Source organism: Enterobacter sp. BNK-34 (assembly GCF_048684445.1).
GTDB lineage: Bacteria > Pseudomonadota > Gammaproteobacteria > Enterobacterales > Enterobacteriaceae > Enterobacter > Enterobacter pseudoroggenkampii.
Genome location: NZ_JBLQUA010000001.1, coordinates 1,717,832 through 1,734,000 on the forward strand (window position 1 = coordinate 1,717,832; position 16,169 = coordinate 1,734,000).

Here is a 16,169-nt window from a genome sequence, read left to right on the forward strand (position 1 = left end):
TATCTCCTGACGCCGGGCAAAAAAAAGCCCCTCAAATGAGGGGCTCTGGGAATAGGTTTAGCAACGGGAAGAAAAACGGCAGGCCAGCGTCTGATTTCAGACGCGGTAAGACGTTATGTCGTACACGCTTGACCATGCTTCCTCCCGGCAAATTGTCGGGCATTATACGCAGCTCGCTTTTCGGATCAAGCGATTTAATGCACGCTTTACTCAATGCAAACGGTTCTTTATGAATATTAATTCGTTCTGAGTAAATAATTAATTTGCTTATGCACCAGAGCGGTGCGCTTCACGACCCGGGGAGCGACCCAGACGATACTGCTGCCAGCCACCACGCCTAAAATTTCCGGCAGCTGGTGATAATCCAGAATACGCGCCACCGCGCGGCCATATCCGGCGACGGTATGCACAAGGATAAACTCGCTATTATGCTCGACGCTGACCACCATTTCGGACACGGTACGCGCGGCGTCGGGGGCAGGGCGCAGCTGGGGATTCAGCGAATAAATCTTTAGCCCTTTGGCATTTCGAATTTTTATGACACCGAGCAATTTAAGCAGACGTGAAACGGTGGACTGGCTGATGGTCTCAAAACCACGCTCCTGCAAATCCCGGCGGATCTCCTCCTGGGAGAGATAGCTCTTTTCTGCTATCAGACGCTGGCAGACCGTCAGCTGTAGTTGTTCTTTGGGAGAGTACTCTTCGTAATCCATCATAGTTCCCATATCAGTTCCCGAAATAACCGGTGGCACCGCACCGATCCGTAGGCCGGATAAGCGCAGCGCCATCCGGCAAATCACAACAAGGCACCCAGGCTCAACGCCACCATGATCACTACCGTTAATATCCCCAGCAGCGGTGCCACCCATTTCAGATAGCGCACGTAGGGCACGCGGGCGATCGCCAGCCCGCCCATCACGACGGCTGAGGTGGGAGTGACCAGGTTAACGATGCCGGACGCCGACTGGTAGGCCGTGACCACCAGGTCGCGGTTGACGTTAGCGAAATCGGCAAGGGGCGCCATGATCGGCATCGTCAGAACGGCCAGGCCGGACGAAGAAGGCACAAGAAACGACAGCACCACTTCCAGCCAGTACATCACGTTGATGAACGCCACCGTCGATAACCCGGTAACCATCCCCTCGGCGCTGTGCAAAATGGTGTGGGTAATCATGCCCTTATCCATGATCACTACGATACCGCGCGCGATGCCGATAATCAGCGCGACGCCCAGCAAATCTCGCGCGCCGTTGATAAACGTCGAGGTCAGCTCCTCTTCGCTCATGCGGGCGATCAGGCCGACGATAATCGCGCTGGCGAGAAACACCGCCGAAATCTCCGCCATCCACCAGCCCAGCACCGCCACGCCGTAAATCATCACCGCGAAGGCGAGGGCGAAAATCACCAGGATGATTTTGCGCACCGGGGTGAACTCCAGCGACTGTTCGCCCTTGTTGCCGAGGAAATGGGCGCGGTTCTCTTCCTGCTTGTCTGCAACGATCGACAGCGAGGGATCCTTGCGCACCTTGCGGGCGTAGCGCATGACCCACGCCACGCAGATGATCCAGCCAATGACCAGCAGCGCCACGCGCAGGGCGATGCCGTTGGTAAAGGGGATCCCGGCGGCGTTGGCGGCGATGACCGTGGCAAACGGGTTAATGGTGGAACCCAGCGTGCCGATCCCCGCGCCGAGCAGCACGGTGGAGGCGGCGACAACCGGATCGAACCGGGCAGCCAGCATCACCGGCACCAGCAGGGTGTAGAACGGCAGCGACTCTTCGGCCATGCCGTAAATGGTGCCGCCCGCGGCGAACAGCGCCATCAGGATCGGGATCATCCACTCCTCGCGTCCGCGCAGCCGGGTGGTGACGCGCTCGATCCCGGCGTCAATCGCCCCGGTTTTGGTGACGATCCCGAGAAATCCCCCGATGATCAGGATAAACAGCGCCACGTCGATCGCCCCGGCCTGGCCGGAAACCGGATCGTACAGCCCGGCGATGGGTGCCATCAGGACGGAAACCAGCCCCTGCGGATGTGCCGCCACGTGCGCGTAGGTTCCGGCAATCGGCACTTCTTTACCGAGGGTGTCGTTCATCGCCATCTGGTACTGACCGGCGGGAACGACCCAGCTCAGCGCCGCCACAACGGCAATCAGAAAAAAGAGAATGGTGTAAGCGGAGGGAAACTTAAACTTGCCCATGATGTTCTCCTTAAACCCGGCGCACCCGCGGCGCGCCGGGCGGTGATTAGTCGCCGAGTGTCGCCACCATGACCGCTTTAATGGTGTGCATGCGGTTCTCTGCCTCGTCGAAGACGATGGAGTTTGGTGATTCGAAGACCTCTTCCGTTACCTCCAGTCCCTTCAGCCCGTACGCCATCTCGATCTCGCGGCCCACTTTGGTGTGCTCGTTGTGGAACGCCGGCAGGCAGTGCATGAACTTGACGTTCGGATTGCCGGTGGCCTTCATCACCTGGGCGTTAATCTGATACGGCTTCATCAGGCTGACGCGCTCGGCCCAGGCTTCCTTCGGCTCGCCCATGGAGACCCACACGTCGGTGTAGAGGAAATCGGTCCCCTGCACGCCTTCTTCCACGTCGTCGGTGAGGGTGATGCGCGCCCCCGTCTCTTTCGCAATGGCGCGGCACTGCTCAACCAGCCCCGCTTCCGGCCAGAAGGATTTCGGCGCGACGAGGCGGATATCCATCCCCATCTTGGCCGCGCCGACCATCAGGGAGTTGCCCATGTTGTTGCGCGCGTCGCCGAGATAGGCAAAGCTCAGCTCCGGCAGGGTTTTGCCCGGCGCGTGCTCCAGCATGGTCATCAGGTCGGCGAGGATTTGCGTTGGGTGGAACTCGTCGGTCAGGCCGTTCCACACCGGTACGCCCGCGTACTCGCCCAGCTCTTCGACGATGGCCTGACCATAGCCGCGGTATTCGATGCCGTCGTACATGCGGCCCAGCACGCGGGCGGTGTCTTTCATCGACTCTTTATGGCCGATCTGCGATCCGCTTGGGCCGAGATAGGTGACCTGCGCGCCCTGATCGAATGCGCCCACTTCAAAGGCGCAGCGGGTGCGGGTGGAGGTTTTTTCAAAGATCAGGGCGATGTTTTTCCCGACCAGGGTTTGCTTCTCGCGCCCGGCTTTTTTGGCGGCCTTCAGCTCAATGGCGAGGTCGATCAGGTACTGGATCTCCGCCGCGGTGTAGTCCAGCAGTTTCAGGAAGTTGCGGTTTTTCAGGTTGATAGTCATGGCTAAATCCTTTTTAAAATGAGTGTTCAGTTACGAATCAACGTGCCTTTCTCGCCCGCGAGGATCTCCGCGCCGTCGGCCAGCGCGCCGATCCCGGCAATGCCGTTGCAGGCTTCAACAAACTCGCGGCAGGCGGCCACTTTCGGCTCCATCGATCCGGCGTCGAACTGCATGCCTTTGAGCAGCTCCGGCGTCACCTGTGCCAGCGGGCGCTGGGTCGGCTTGCCCCAGTCGAGATACACCGCGTCGGCGTCGGTGAGGATCAGCAGGGCGTCGGCCTCGATTTGCCTCGCCAGCAGGGCTGCGGAGAGGTCTTTGTCGATTACCGCCTCGATCCCGCGATAGCCGTTGGCGTGTTCCACCACCGGCACGCCGCCGCCTCCGTTGCAGATCACCAGGTGGTCGCGCTGGATCAGCGCCGTGATGGCGTCGCTCTCGACGATGCGCTTCGGCTGCGGCGACGGCACCACGCGGCGGACGTAGCTGCCGTCGGCCTTAAACACCCAGCCTTTCTCCGCGGCCAGCGTTTTTGCCTGGGCTTCGCTGTAGACCGGGCCGATGTACTTGGTCGGGTTGCTGAAGGCCGGGTCGGCGGCGTCCACTTCTACCTGGGTGAGCAGGACGCTCACCTCGCGCTGCGGCAGATTGTTTTTCAGCGCCTGCTGGAGCATGTAGCCGATCATTCCCTGGCTTTCCGCGCCGAGAACGTCCAGCGGGTAGGGCGTGACTTTGTCGTAGGCGCTGTTCTGCAGCGCCAGCAGCCCGACCTGCGGCCCGTTGCCGTGTACCAGCACCACGCGCCACTGCGCCGTCAGCCCGGCGATGGTGCGGGCGGCCTGCTCGATGTTCTGGCGCTGGATCTCCGCTTCCAGCGGCTCGCCGCGCTTGAGAAGCGCGTTGCCGCCCAGGGCCACAACCAGAGTGGATTTTCGTTCCATGATGGCTCCTTTAAATTCCGTCGCGTTCAAGCGGGCAGCTCATGCAGCGCGCGCCGCCGCGGCCGCGTCCGAGTTCGTCGCCCGGGATGGGCAGCACGGTGATACCCGCTTTGTCGTACTTCTCGTTGGTCCAGACGTTGCGCTCGTAGCCGATCACCACGCCGGGGCGGATGGTCAGGACGTTGTTGGCGTCGTTCCACTGTTCGCGTTCGGCCTCAAAGGCGTCGCCGCCGGTGGTGATCAGGCGCACCTGGTTAATGCCGAGCGCTTTCTCAATGGCGTGCAGCAGGTCGGTTTCCTGCGTGCGCAGCAGGCCGCCGCGTCCGTCCGGGGTGAGCGTCCAGCACTGGGCGTCTTTGCGCACCACTTCCGGGTAGACGGAGAAGGTATCCACGTCGATGTGGGTCATGACGGTGTCGAGGTGCATACAGGAGCGGTGTTTTGGTAGCTCAACGGCGATCACGCGCTCGGCCTGGCGGTGTTTGAACAGGCTGTTGGCGAGGAATTCCACGCCCTGCGGCGTCGTGCGTTCGGACATGCCGATCAATACCGCGCCGCGGCCAATCACTAATACGTCACCGCCTTCTAAGGTGGCGTGGTCGTAATTAATATTCTCGTCGCCGAAATACTTAATAAAATCGCCGTCGGCGAACGCCGGGTGCCAGCGATATATTGCCCGCAGGTTATTGGTTTCACGCTGACGGGCCGGTTTGGCCATTGGGTTAATAGAGACGCCGTTATAGATCCAGCAGGAGGTATCGCGGGTAAATAAATGGTTTGGCAGCGGCTTCATAATAAAATCATTCGCCGTGTGGGTATCCACCACCATATTTTTAATGGCCGCCGGAATTTCACCGTAGGTTAATCCGCCGCTCAGTCTGCGTGCCAGTTCACGGTGCGGCATATCCGCCAGCCAGCCGCGAACGTCGCTGGCAAAGGTAGGGCCGAGGCGATAGTCAGAGATTTGCGTCTCCAGCAGCCAGGCTTTCGCCTCAGCAATATCAAGGGTTTGTGTCAGAAGGTCGGTCAACAGCAGGACTTCCACACCCTGCTCGCGCAGCGTGTTTGCGAAGATGTCATGCTCCTCACCCGCACGCTCAACCGAGAGCACGTCATCGAAAAGGAGCTCCTGACAGTTTGATGGCGTGAGACGCTTCAGACTTAAATTAGGGCGGTGCAGCATAACGCTACGCAATTGACCAATTTCAGAACCGACGTAATGCTTTTCCATAATTATTCCTTTAACTGTTTTTCAGAATAAAAAGGGCATGCGCCATGTAACGTATTTAATTTCATGGCGGCTAAGCTCAATTGATTTCGTAATTCATACTAGGCAGTTAAATAATCCGTATTGTGATATTGCTCACGCGAAAATGGATATTATGCGGTTTGTTTTCATTAGCATGATTCGCATCAGATAATGATTAATTTCATATTAGTGAGGGATGAATAGCTAAGCAGGATCCGGTGGCATTATTTGGGTTTGTTATTATTTTGTAGATTTTAATCTTTTGACATATATTGTTATGTGACTGATTTTAAACGATAAGAGTTATGGGTGAGAATGGCTATGCAATTAACGTAATTAACTATTTTTGACTTAAGAAAAATCAATAAATAATTATGGTTTTTTAGAGCAAATTATCAAAACAGTAAAGTGTGAGGCGGCAACAGGTTTTGTTAATTAGAGAGCATGATCAAGAGGTTAGAGCAGCCGTGCGATAAGCGCCGATCGAGGTTATGCATAACCCCTGCATAAATGCCCGGGCAGGATTAACAGTGAATTAACACCTTTCCCGATAAACATGCGCTCGCGCAAACCTCGTCCAAAAAGGGCTGGTATGGCAGCCGGGATTCTCGTATAAAAGATAAAAATGAAACATTGTTTTATATTGAGGGTTGAAACATGATTATCGGCAACATTCACCATCTGCAGTCCTGGCTGCCTGACGATCTGCGTCAGGCCATTGAGCACGTCAAAGCCCACGTCACCGACGCCACGCCGCTCGGGAAACACGACATCAACGGCAACAGCCTGTTTTATCTGGTCTCTGAGGATACAACCCAGCCGTTCGCCGAGCGTCGCGCCGAGTACCACGCGCGCTATCTGGATATTCAGATCGTGATGAAGGGTCAGGAGGGGATGACCTTCAGCACCCTGCCGCCCGGCACGCCCGACACCGACTGGCTGGCGGACAAAGACATCGCGTTCCTGCCGGAAGGCGGGCAGGAGAAAACCGTGGTGTTGAGCGAAGGGGATTTCGTGGTGTTCTGGCCGGGCGAGGTGCATAAGCCGCTGTGCGCGGTAGGTGCGCCTGCTAAGGTCAGGAAAGTTGTGGTGAAGATGCTGGTAGAGTAACCCCTCTCCCAAGGGGAGAGGGTGTAAAAGTTCCCTCTCCCTGTGGGAGAGGGTTAGGGTGAGGGCATCAGGCCGCACCTTCCAATATGTGATCCAGCTTAAATTTCCCACACTCCTTCGTCCCTTCCCATTTACCTGCGCTTTTCCTGCGTCATAGTATGATCGTTAAATTAATGAACGCTGTTCTATAATGTAGAACAAAATGATTCAGCAAGGAGATCTCATGCCGCAGTCCGCGTTGTTCACGGGAATCATTCCCCCTGTCTCCACCATCTTTACCGCCGACGGCCAGCTCGATAAGCAGGGCACCGCCGCGCTGATCGACGATCTGATCGCGGCAGGCGTTGACGGCCTGTTCTTCCTGGGCAGCGGCGGCGAGTTCTCCCAGCTCGGCGCCGAAGAGCGTAAAACCATTGCCCAGTTTGCGATCGATCATGTCGATCGTCGCGTGCCGGTCCTGATCGGCACCGGCGGCACCAACGCCCGTGAAACCATTGCGCTGAGCCAGCACGCGCAGCAGGCGGGGGCGGACGGCATCGTGGTGATCAACCCCTACTACTGGAAAGTGTCGGAAGCGAATCTGATCCGCTATTTCGAGCAGGTGGCCGACAGCGTCACGCTGCCGGTGATGCTCTATAACTTCCCGGCGCTGACCGGGCAGGATCTGACCCCGGCGCTGGTGAAAACCCTTGCCGACTCGCGCAGCAACATCGTCGGCATCAAAGACACTATCGACTCCGTCGCCCACCTGCGCAGCATGATCCATACCGTCAAAGCCGCTCACCCGCACTTCACCGTGCTCTGCGGTTACGACGATCATCTGTTTAATACCCTGCTGCTCGGCGGCGACGGGGCGATTTCGGCGAGCGGCAACTTTGCTCCGCAGGTGTCGGTGAATCTTCTGAAAGCCTGGCGGGATAAAGACGTGGCGAAAGCGGCTGAGTATCATCAGACCCTGCTGCAAATCCCGCAGATGTATCAGCTGGATACGCCGTTTGTGAACGTGATTAAAGAGGCGATTGTGCTCTGCGGCCGCCCGATCTCCACGCACGTGCTGCCGCCCGCTTCACCACTGGACGCGCCGCGCAAGGCGCAGCTGAAAACCCTGCTGCAACAGCTCAAGCTCTGCTGAGCCGGACGATAACCATGACCATCGAGAAGATTTTCACCCCGCAGGACGATGCGTTTTATGCGGTGATCACCCACGCGGCGGGGCCGCAGGGCGCGCTGCCGCTGACCCCGCAGATGCTGATGGAGTCCCCCAGCGGCAACCTGTTCGGCATGACGCAGAACGCCGGGATGGGCTGGGACGCCAACAGGCTGACCGGCAAAGAGGTGCTGATTATCGGCACCCAGGGCGGCATCCGCGCCGGGGACGGACGCCCGGTCGCGCTGGGCTACCACACCGGACACTGGGAGATCGGCATGCAGATGCAGGCAGCGGCGAAGGAGATCACCCGCAACGGTGGGATCCCGTTTGCGGCCTTCGTCAGCGATCCCTGCGACGGCCGTTCTCAGGGCACGCACGGCATGTTCGACTCCCTGCCGTACCGCAACGACGCGGCGATCGTGTTTCGCCGCCTGATTCGTTCCCTCCCGACGCGTCGGGCGGTGATTGGCGTGGCCACCTGTGATAAAGGGCTGCCCGCCACCATGATTGCGCTGGCCGCGATGCACGACCTGCCGACCATTCTGGTGCCGGGCGGGGCGACGCTGCCGCCAACCGTGGGGGAAGACGCGGGCAAGGTGCAGACCATTGGCGCGCGCTTTGCCAACCACGAACTCTCCCTGCAGGAGGCCGCCGAGCTGGGCTGCCGCGCCTGCGCCTCGCCGGGCGGCGGGTGTCAGTTCCTCGGCACGGCGGGCACCTCGCAGGTGGTGGCCGAAGCGCTGGGTCTGGCGCTGCCGCACTCCGCGCTGGCCCCGTCCGGGCAGGCGGTGTGGCTGGAGATCGCCCGCCAGTCGGCGCGGGCGGTGAGCGAGCTGGATAACCGCGGTATCACCACGCGCGATATCCTCACCGATAAAGCCATCGAAAACGCCATGGTGATCCACGCGGCGTTTGGCGGCTCGACGAATTTACTGCTGCACATCCCGGCCATCGCCCACGCGGCGGGCTGCACAATCCCGGACGTAGAGCACTGGACTCGCGTCAACCGCAGGGTGCCGCGTCTGGTGAGCGTGCTGCCCAACGGCCCGGACTACCACCCGACCGTGCGGGCGTTTCTCGCAGGCGGCGTGCCGGAAGTGATGCTCCACCTGCGCGATCTCGGCCTGCTGCATCTGGACGCCATGACCGTCACCGGCCAGACGGTGGGCGAGAACCTCGACTGGTGGCAGGCGTCCGAGCGCCGTAAGCGCTTCCGCCAGTGCCTGCGCGAGCAGGACGGCGTGGAGCCGGATGACGTGATCCTGCCGCCGGAGAAGGCCAAAGCGAAAGGGCTGACCTCGACGGTCTGCTTCCCGACGGGCAACATCGCGCCGGAAGGTTCGGTGATCAAGGCCACGGCGATCGACCCGTCGGTGGTGGATGACGATGGCGTTTACCGCCACACCGGCCGGGTGCGGGTGTTCGTCTCGGAAGCGCAGGCGATTAAGGCCATCAAGCGGGAAGAGATTAAGCAGGGGGATATCATGGTGGTGATCGGCGGCGGGCCGTCCGGCACCGGTATGGAAGAGACCTACCAGCTTACCTCCGCGCTGAAGCATATCTCCTGGGGCAAGACGGTGTCGTTAATCACCGATGCGCGCTTCTCGGGCGTATCGACGGGCGCCTGTTTCGGCCACGTGTCGCCGGAGGCGCTGGCGGGCGGGCCGATTGGCAAGCTGCGCGACAACGACATCATCGAGATTGCCGTGGACCGACTGACCCTCACGGGCAGCGTGAACTTTATCGGCACCGCGGATAACCCGCTGACGCCGGAAGAGGGCGCGCGCGAGCTGGCGCTGCGGCAGACGCACCCGGACCTGCACGCCCACGACTTTTTGCCGGACGATACCCGGCTGTGGGCGGCATTGCAGTCGGTCAGCGGCGGCACCTGGAAAGGCTGTATTTATGACACCGATAAAATTATCGAGGTAATTAACGCCGGTAAAAAAGCGCTCGGCATTTAATTATTTTATGAGATAAAACCGTCTGCGGGAAATATTCCGAGGACGGTTTTCGTTCGTCTGTAATTTACTAATTTAAACAATAAGTTGTGATATATCGTTGGCGTCACAAAAGCAAAATAACGTAATTCAGAAATAAGATATGACCATTGCTGGTTAATTGAACAGCTCATTACACTCCATTAACACGATGTTGTAATTCAGCACACTACATAAGGGTGTAATTCTGATGACGCAATTAACCATGAAAGACAAAATTGGCTACGGGCTGGGTGACACCGCCTGCGGCTTCGTCTGGCAGGCCACGATGTTCCTGCTGACCTACTTCTACACCGACGTCTTCGGCCTGTCGGCGGGCATTATGGGCACGCTGTTTTTGGTCTCCCGCGTGCTCGACGCCGTGACCGACCCGCTGATGGGGCTGCTTGTCGACCGCACCCGCACGCGGCACGGCCAGTTCCGCCCGTTCCTGCTGTGGGGCGCCATCCCGTTTGGCATCGTCTGCGTGCTGACCTTCTACACGCCGGACTTCTCCGCGCAGGGCAAAATCATCTACGCCTGCTTGACCTACATTCTCCTGACCCTGGTCTACACCTTCGTTAACGTGCCCTACTGCGCCATGCCCGGCGTCATTACCGCCGACCCGAAAGAGCGTCACGCCCTGCAGTCCTGGCGCTTCTTCCTGGCGGCGGCGGGCTCGCTCGCCATCAGCGGCATTGCCCTGCCGCTGGTGAGCATCATCGGCAAAGGGAACGAGCAGGTGGGCTATTTCGGCGCCATGTGCGTGCTGGGCCTGACCGGCGTGGTGCTGCTCTACGTCTGCTTCTTCACCACCAAAGAGCGCTACACCTTTGAGGTGCAGCCGGGCTCGTCGGTGGCGAAAGATCTCAAGCTGCTGCTTGGCAACGGCCAGTGGCGGATCATGTGCGCGTTCAAGATGATGGCGACCTGTTCCAACGTGGTGCGCGGCGGGGCGACGCTCTACTTCGTCAAATACGTGATGGATCACCCGGAGATGGCGACCCAGTTTTTACTTTACGGCAGCCTCGCCACCATGTTTGGCTCGCTCTGCTCCTCCCGCCTGCTGGGGCGCTTCGACCGCGTCACCGCCTTCAAGTGGATCATCGTCGCCTACTCGCTGATCAGCCTGCTGATTTTCGTCACCCCGGCGGAGCACATCGCGCTGATTTTCGCCCTCAACATCCTGTTCCTGTTCGTCTTTAACACTACCACGCCGCTGCAGTGGCTGATGGCCTCTGACGTGGTGGATTACGAGGAGAGCCGCAGCGGGCGCCGCCTCGACGGCCTGGTGTTCTCCACCTACCTGTTCAGCCTGAAGATTGGCCTGGCGATTGGCGGGGCGGTGGTGGGCTGGATCCTGGCGTACGTGAACTACTCCGCCAGCAGCAGCGTGCAGCCGGTGGAGGTGCTCACCACCATCAAAATTCTGTTCTGCGTGGTGCCGGTGGTGCTCTACGCGGGCATGTTCATCATGCTGTCGTTCTACAAGCTCACCGACGCCCGCGTGGAGGCCATCAGCCAGCAGCTGATCAAGCACCGCGCGGCGCAGGGCGAGGCCGTTCCCGACGCCGCGACAGCCGCATCCCATTAACCGGAGGCACTATGCAAATCACTAACCCTATTCTGACCGGCTTCAACCCGGATCCTTCCCTGTGCCGTCAGGGCGAGGACTACTACATCGCCACCTCGACCTTCGAATGGTTCCCCGGCGTGCGCATCTACCACTCCCGCGACCTGAAAAACTGGTCGCTGGTCAGTACCCCGCTGGACCGCGTGTCGATGCTGGACATGAAGGGCAACCCGGACTCCGGCGGCATCTGGGCGCCGTGCCTGAGCTACGCCGACGGCAGGTTCTGGCTGCTCTACACCGACGTGAAGATTGTCGACTCGCCGTGGAAAAACGGCCGCAACTTCCTCGTCACCGCGCCGTCCATTGAGGGGCCGTGGAGTGAGCCGATCCCGATGGGCAACGGCGGGTTTGACCCGTCCCTGTTCCACGACGACGATGGCCGCAAATATTACCTCTACCGCCCGTGGGGGCCGCGCCACCACAGCAACCCGCACAACACCATCGTGATGCAGGAGTTTGACCCGCAGACCGGCACCCTCTCGCCCGAGCGCAAAACCCTGTTTACCGGCACGCCGCTCTGCTACACCGAGGGGGCGCATCTTTATCGCCACGCGGGATGGTACTACCTGATGGTGGCCGAAGGCGGCACCAGCTACGAGCACGCCGTCGTGGTGCTGCGTTCCAAAAACATCGACGGGCCGTATGAGTTGCACCCGGACGTGACGATGATGACCAGCTGGCACCTGCCGGAGAACCCGCTGCAGAAGAGTGGCCACGGCTCGCTGCTGCAGACCCACACCGGGGAATGGTACATGGCCTACCTCACAAGCCGTCCGCTGCGCCTGCCCGGCGTGCCGCTGCTGGTCTCCGGCGGGCGCGGCTACTGCCCGCTGGGGCGCGAGACCGGCATCGCCCGCATTGAATGGCGCGACGGCTGGCCGTACGTGGAAGGCGGCAAGCACGCGCAACTGACCGTGAAAGGCCCGCAGGTGGCGGAGCAGCCTGCAGCCGTTCAGGGCAGCTGGCGGGACGATTTCGACGCCAGTTCGCTCGACCCGGAGCTGCAGACCCTGCGCATTCCGTTTGACGACACCCTCGGCTCGCTCACCGCGCGCCCGGGCTACTTACGGCTCTACGGCAACGACTCGCTCAACTCGACCTTTACCCAGTCGACCGTGGCGCGCCGCTGGCAGCACTTTGCCTTCCGGGCGGAGACGCGGATGCAGTTCTCGCCGGTCCACTTCCAGCAGAGCGCGGGGCTGACCTGCTACTACAACAGCAAAAACTGGAGCTACTGCTTTGTGGACTTCGAGGAGGGGCAGGGCAGAACGATTAAGGTTATCCAGCTCGACCACAACGTGCCGTCGTGGCCGCTGCACGAGCAGCCCATTCCGGTGCCGGAACATGCGGAGAGCGTCTGGCTGCGTGTGGACGTGGATACGCTGGTTTACCGCTACAGCTACTCGTTCGACGGCGAGACGTGGCACGCCGTGCCGGTGACGTATGAGGCGTGGAAGCTGTCGGACGACTACATCGGCGGGCGCGGCTTCTTTACCGGCGCGTTTGTGGGGCTGCACTGCGAGGACATCAGCGGCGACGGCTGCCACGCAGACTTCGACTACTTCACCTACGAGCCGGTTTAACGGCTCAGGCCGGGTAGCCCAGCGCGCGTGACAGCTCGAGCCCGGCCTGCTGAAGCTGCTCGCGGAAATCAGCCAGCCCGGCATCGTCCACGCGCGAGGTCAGCGTCGACAGGCTCAGGGCGGCGATGACGCGGGATTCGTGGTTCCACACCGGCACCGCCACGCAGCGCACGCCCTGCTCGTTCTCTTCGCTATCCAGGGCATAGCCCTGCGCGCGGGTCTGCGTCAGGGCGCTCATTAAGGCTTCGCGAGAGGCAAGGGTAGAAGGGGTATAGGTGGTGTACTGATAGCCCTCCAGCAGGGCGTTCAGCTCGGCCTCGCCCAGCCAGGCAATCAACACCTTGCCGATGGCGGTGGCGTGAACCGGCAGGCGGCGGCCGATGCGTGAATAGGCGATGGCGGCCAGCTTGCCTTCAATCTTCTCGATATAGACCCCTTCACGCCCGTCCAGGATCCCCAGATGGGTGGTCTGCCCGGTACGTTGGGACAGCTCCGTCAGCCAGCCTTTCGCCTTCTGACGAATATCGATGGAGCCCACGACAAAATGGCCGCGCTCGACCAGCTTCATGCCGAGGCGATATTTGCCGTTCTCCGGATTCTGATCGATATAGCCGTGAAGCTGCAGGGTTTTCAGCAGCGAGTGGAGGGTACTCTTGCTCAGCCCCATCAGTTTGCTGATGTCGGTGATCTTAAGCTCGGTGGCCTGCTCGTTGAACAGGTCGAGGATCTGCAACGCACGTTCAACAGACTGAATAATCGGCATAATGCTGGTATGTCCACGCTGGAATTAAGGCGAAAACGTACCTTTTTCGGGGTGAAAAATCAATTAAGTAGAGCGGGTTGTGGGAGAAAGGGTATCAGGCCGCATCGTCGCCTGATTCGCCCGGCGGCGCTACGCTTGCACGGGCCTACGGGGTTTGTAGGCCGGGTAAGCGCAGCGCCACCCGGCAAAAAAGAGCGCGCAGTATCAATAACATTGCCGGTACGTCGTTTGGCTCAGTTCGGTATAGTCAGGTTTCTTGAAAATTCAACAGCAGAAACTGACTGTACCTTCCATAAGTTGTCTTCTTTAACCATGCAGTCTATGACTATGTGGTCCTGCTTTTTACCGAATGCAATGTATACGTTGACACAGACTGGATCGGTATCCCCGGCTATGGCTGTTACATTCTGCGGCCAGTCATCGCCGACGTATTGCGCTTTTAAAAATATATCGGCCTCGTAAAACTCTTCGTCTGCATAGCGAGGATCCTGCGCGTGACGGAGTTTTTTCATTGTTGATGCTGTGACATATTTATCTATTTCGTTTCCATCAGTAATGGGAAATACGTCTTTGTTGATTTGATTTACGTACCAGCTGTTAAATTTTACAGCACGCTCAATTGGATCAGAAAGGCCAGCCGTTGCAGAGAAAGAAAACAGGCAGCAAAGAAGTAAGGTGCTTTTCATATCAGTAGTGCCTGTAAAAGGTGATTTTTGGCTGTATCTTCCGATATCTCTGGCCGGGATACAGACTATTCTGTTTAAAATCTGAATACCAGGTACCCGAACCGTCATAGATGCATGCATGCCCGTTCTGATGCGCACCAGGCAATGCGTCAATGACTGCAACATCACCCTCAATGAGGGTGCCGTACACCTTGCTGAATCCTGCTTTCTCAAGAGAGCGCCAGAAGTTTTTTGCATCAGCGCCATTAATTTCTAATCCTCCGGCGCGGATAGCCGCGGCTACGGCGCGAGCGCAGTAACCCGTGCTGTAATGGTGTGCGTGGCTGCGAGCATAAGACACAGCCTCGTGCTTATTCCATGACATACAATCATCCTTATTAATGAAATGAAGTAATAAGGAAACATTACACCGAATATATACAATGTTTTGTAATTGATAATGACCTGATATTAACCATTATCTACTCAGTAAATAATGGTTAATAAAAATATAAATATCTATTATGGTTAATGCCTATCTGAGAAAGCGTCAGTAAAATGAATTTTTCTGCCCGACGATAACGCTGTTGTCGTTTTTAGGGTGTTCTCCCTCTCCCCGTGGGAGAAGGCCGGGGTGAGGGCACCAGGCCGCATCACCGCCTGATTCGCCCGGCGGCGCTTCGCTTGCACGGGCCTACGGGCTGGGTTTTCTCCCTCTCCCCGTGGGAGAGGGCCGGGGTGAGGGCACCAGACCGCAGAGGAGTCAATCATTCCCCAAGCGTCGCCACCATCACCGCCTTAATCGTATGCATCCGGTTTTCTGCCTGGTCGAACACGATGCTCGCCGCCGACTCAAACACCTCGTCCGTTACTTCCATCCCGCCGTGCAGATCGAACTCCTTCGCCATCTGCTTGCCGAGCGTGGTCTGGTCGTCATGGAACGCCGGCAGACAGTGCAGGAACTTCACGTCCGGGTTGCCGGTCAGCGCCATCATCTGGGCATTCACCTGATACCCACGCAGCAGCGCAATCCGCTCCGCCCACTTCTCTTTGGCTTCGCCCATCGACACCCACACGTCGGTATAGATAAAGTCCGCGCCCTTCACGCCCGCCGCCACGTCTTCCGTCAGGGTGATCTTCCCGCCGTGCTTCTCCGCCAGCGCGCTGCACTCCGCCACCAGGCTCTCTTCCGGCCAGCAGGCCTTCGGGGCCACCAGACGCAGATCCAGCCCGGTCAGCGCCGCTGCTTCCAGCATTGAGTTGCCCATGTTGTTGCGCGCGTCGCCCGCGTAGACCAGCGTCATCTCGTTAAACGCCTTGCCCGGCAGGTGCTCCTGCATGGTCAGCAGGTCCGCCAGCAGCTGGGTCGGATGGAACTCGTTGGTCAGCCCGTTCCACACCGGCACGCCCGCGTACTGTGCCAGCGTTTCGACCACTTCCTGGCCGTGGCCGCGATACTGAATGCCGTCGTACATCCGCCCGAGCACGCGCGCGGTGTCCTTAATTGACTCTTTATGCCCAATCTGGCTGCCGCTCGGCCCTAAATACGTGACGCGCGCGCCCTGGTCAAATGCGGCAACTTCGAAAGAGCAACGGGTACGGGTCGAGTCTTTTTCGAAGATGAGCGCGATGTTTTTACCGGTAAGCTTTTGTACTTCCTTGCCCTTTTTCTTATCGGCTTTGAGCTGTGCGGCAAGGGTCAGCAGAGAAGTGAACTGTGCAGGGGTAAAGTCGAGCAATTTCAGAAAGTGTTTCTTGTACAGATCAGACATTTTATCCTCACATGGCGAACGCCACTTATTGAATTAAAATTCACTTTATATGTGTAATTATTCATTTGCAACCCCG

At 58.9% G+C, this 16,169-nt stretch carries 15 protein-coding genes and 1 pseudogene; 6 read left to right on the plus strand and 10 right to left on the minus strand.

Going from position 1 to position 16,169, the window contains the following annotated elements:
- Positions 1 to 31 precede the first annotated feature (31 nt).
- Positions 32 to 136, minus strand: coding sequence for a pyrBI operon leader peptide (locus ACMGG5_RS08375; protein ID WP_022646880.1), 105 nt, complete (start codon positions 134 to 136; stop codon positions 32 to 34).
- Between ACMGG5_RS08375 and ACMGG5_RS08380 the strand changes: the two are divergent.
- Positions 116 to 233 (plus strand): annotated as a pseudogene (locus ACMGG5_RS08380) (hypothetical protein). The gene ACMGG5_RS08375 and the pseudogene ACMGG5_RS08380 overlap by 21 nt on opposite strands.
- 3 nt (positions 234 to 236) lie before the next feature.
- Here the strand turns inward: ACMGG5_RS08380 and ACMGG5_RS08385 are convergent.
- From ACMGG5_RS08385 to arcA, 5 genes are all read right to left on the minus strand, one after another.
- Positions 237 to 716, minus strand: a complete 480-nt coding sequence (locus ACMGG5_RS08385; RefSeq protein ID WP_024907261.1) for an arginine repressor — start codon at positions 714 to 716, stop codon at positions 237 to 239.
- Positions 717 to 796: 80 nt separating this feature from the next.
- On the minus strand, positions 797 to 2,200 hold the full coding sequence (locus ACMGG5_RS08390; RefSeq protein ID WP_024907260.1) for a YfcC family protein: 1,404 nt from the start codon (positions 2,198 to 2,200) through the stop codon (positions 797 to 799).
- 46 nt (positions 2,201 to 2,246) lie between these two features.
- Complete coding sequence (gene argF, locus ACMGG5_RS08395; protein ID WP_420277705.1) at positions 2,247 to 3,251, minus strand: ornithine carbamoyltransferase; 1,005 nt, start codon at positions 3,249 to 3,251, stop codon at positions 2,247 to 2,249.
- A 26-nt stretch (positions 3,252 to 3,277) separates the two neighbouring features.
- Positions 3,278 to 4,189, minus strand: coding sequence for a carbamate kinase (arcC, locus tag ACMGG5_RS08400; protein ID WP_420277706.1), 912 nt, complete (start codon positions 4,187 to 4,189; stop codon positions 3,278 to 3,280).
- Positions 4,190 to 4,199: 10 nt separating this feature from the next.
- Positions 4,200 to 5,420 (minus strand): arginine deiminase, encoded by a 1,221-nt coding sequence (gene arcA, locus ACMGG5_RS08405; protein WP_090419297.1) that lies wholly within the window; start codon positions 5,418 to 5,420, stop codon positions 4,200 to 4,202.
- A gap of 675 nt (positions 5,421 to 6,095) precedes the next feature.
- On the opposite strand from arcA, the gene ACMGG5_RS08410 reads away from it, so the two are divergent.
- The 5 genes from ACMGG5_RS08410 to ACMGG5_RS08430 all read left to right on the plus strand — a co-directional run bounded on the left by ACMGG5_RS08410 (position 6,096) and on the right by ACMGG5_RS08430 (position 12,893).
- Entirely contained in the window at positions 6,096 to 6,548 is a 453-nt protein-coding gene (locus tag ACMGG5_RS08410) for a YhcH/YjgK/YiaL family protein (RefSeq protein WP_248272827.1), read from the plus strand.
- A 223-nt stretch (positions 6,549 to 6,771) separates the two neighbouring features.
- On the plus strand, positions 6,772 to 7,680 hold the full coding sequence (gene yagE / locus ACMGG5_RS08415) for a 2-keto-3-deoxygluconate aldolase (protein ID WP_032655168.1): 909 nt from the start codon (positions 6,772 to 6,774) through the stop codon (positions 7,678 to 7,680).
- A 14-nt stretch (positions 7,681 to 7,694) separates the two neighbouring features.
- Positions 7,695 to 9,662: a xylonate dehydratase YagF gene (gene yagF / locus ACMGG5_RS08420; RefSeq protein ID WP_420277707.1), complete on the plus strand. Its 1,968-nt coding sequence runs from the start codon at positions 7,695 to 7,697 to the stop codon at positions 9,660 to 9,662.
- A 226-nt stretch (positions 9,663 to 9,888) separates the two neighbouring features.
- Positions 9,889 to 11,271 carry an MFS transporter gene (locus ACMGG5_RS08425; protein WP_420277708.1) on the plus strand — a complete coding sequence of 461 codons (1,383 nt, stop codon included), beginning with the start codon at positions 9,889 to 9,891 and terminating at the stop codon, positions 11,269 to 11,271.
- A gap of 11 nt (positions 11,272 to 11,282) precedes the next feature.
- Positions 11,283 to 12,893, plus strand: coding sequence for a glycoside hydrolase family 43 protein (locus ACMGG5_RS08430; protein WP_420277710.1), 1,611 nt, complete (start codon positions 11,283 to 11,285; stop codon positions 12,891 to 12,893).
- A 4-nt stretch (positions 12,894 to 12,897) separates the two neighbouring features.
- Here ACMGG5_RS08430 and xynR read toward each other — a convergent pair whose 3' ends face one another.
- The 4 genes from xynR to argL all read right to left on the minus strand — a co-directional run bounded on the left by xynR (position 12,898) and on the right by argL (position 16,158).
- Positions 12,898 to 13,656 (minus strand): DNA-binding transcriptional repressor XynR, encoded by a 759-nt coding sequence (xynR, locus tag ACMGG5_RS08435; RefSeq protein WP_048225398.1) that lies wholly within the window; start codon positions 13,654 to 13,656, stop codon positions 12,898 to 12,900.
- Positions 13,657 to 13,889: 233 nt separating this feature from the next.
- Positions 13,890 to 14,588, minus strand: a complete 699-nt coding sequence (locus ACMGG5_RS08440; RefSeq protein ID WP_420277711.1) for a hypothetical protein — start codon at positions 14,586 to 14,588, stop codon at positions 13,890 to 13,892.
- Positions 14,589 to 15,088: 500 nt separating this feature from the next.
- Positions 15,089 to 16,093, minus strand: a complete 1,005-nt coding sequence (gene argF / locus ACMGG5_RS08445) for an ornithine carbamoyltransferase (protein ID WP_032675854.1) — start codon at positions 16,091 to 16,093, stop codon at positions 15,089 to 15,091.
- Positions 16,063 to 16,158: a putative translational regulatory protein ArgL gene (gene argL, locus ACMGG5_RS08450; protein ID WP_213014347.1), complete on the minus strand. Its 96-nt coding sequence runs from the start codon at positions 16,156 to 16,158 to the stop codon at positions 16,063 to 16,065. The genes argF (ACMGG5_RS08445) and argL overlap by 31 nt, the downstream gene beginning before the upstream one ends.
- Positions 16,159 to 16,169 lie beyond the last annotated feature (11 nt).

What these genes read in the sequence shown, in the direction of transcription:
- ACMGG5_RS08375 (WP_022646880.1), bottom strand. Translation starts at nt 136, where the DNA reads ATGGTCAAGCGTGTACGACATAACGTCTTACCGCGTCTGAAATCAGAC.
- ACMGG5_RS08385 (WP_024907261.1), bottom strand. Translation starts at nt 716, where the DNA reads ATGATGGATTACGAAGAGTACTCTCCCAAAGAACAACTACAGCTGACG.
- ACMGG5_RS08390 (WP_024907260.1), bottom strand. Translation starts at nt 2,200, where the DNA reads ATGGGCAAGTTTAAGTTTCCCTCCGCTTACACCATTCTCTTTTTTCTG.
- argF (WP_420277705.1), bottom strand. Translation starts at nt 3,251, where the DNA reads ATGACTATCAACCTGAAAAACCGCAACTTCCTGAAACTGCTGGACTAC.
- arcC (WP_420277706.1), bottom strand. Translation starts at nt 4,189, where the DNA reads ATGGAACGAAAATCCACTCTGGTTGTGGCCCTGGGCGGCAACGCGCTT.
- arcA (WP_090419297.1), bottom strand. Translation starts at nt 5,420, where the DNA reads ATGGAAAAGCATTACGTCGGTTCTGAAATTGGTCAATTGCGTAGCGTT.
- ACMGG5_RS08410 (WP_248272827.1), top strand. Translation starts at nt 6,096, where the DNA reads ATGATTATCGGCAACATTCACCATCTGCAGTCCTGGCTGCCTGACGAT.
- yagE (WP_032655168.1), top strand. Translation starts at nt 6,772, where the DNA reads ATGCCGCAGTCCGCGTTGTTCACGGGAATCATTCCCCCTGTCTCCACC.
- yagF (WP_420277707.1), top strand. Translation starts at nt 7,695, where the DNA reads ATGACCATCGAGAAGATTTTCACCCCGCAGGACGATGCGTTTTATGCG.
- ACMGG5_RS08425 (WP_420277708.1), top strand. Translation starts at nt 9,889, where the DNA reads ATGACGCAATTAACCATGAAAGACAAAATTGGCTACGGGCTGGGTGAC.
- ACMGG5_RS08430 (WP_420277710.1), top strand. Translation starts at nt 11,283, where the DNA reads ATGCAAATCACTAACCCTATTCTGACCGGCTTCAACCCGGATCCTTCC.
- xynR (WP_048225398.1), bottom strand. Translation starts at nt 13,656, where the DNA reads ATGCCGATTATTCAGTCTGTTGAACGTGCGTTGCAGATCCTCGACCTG.
- ACMGG5_RS08440 (WP_420277711.1), bottom strand. Translation starts at nt 14,588, where the DNA reads ATGGCGCTGATGCAAAAAACTTCTGGCGCTCTCTTGAGAAAGCAGGAT.
- argF (WP_032675854.1), bottom strand. Translation starts at nt 16,093, where the DNA reads ATGTCTGATCTGTACAAGAAACACTTTCTGAAATTGCTCGACTTTACC.
- argL (WP_213014347.1), bottom strand. Translation starts at nt 16,158, where the DNA reads ATGAATAATTACACATATAAAGTGAATTTTAATTCAATAAGTGGCGTT.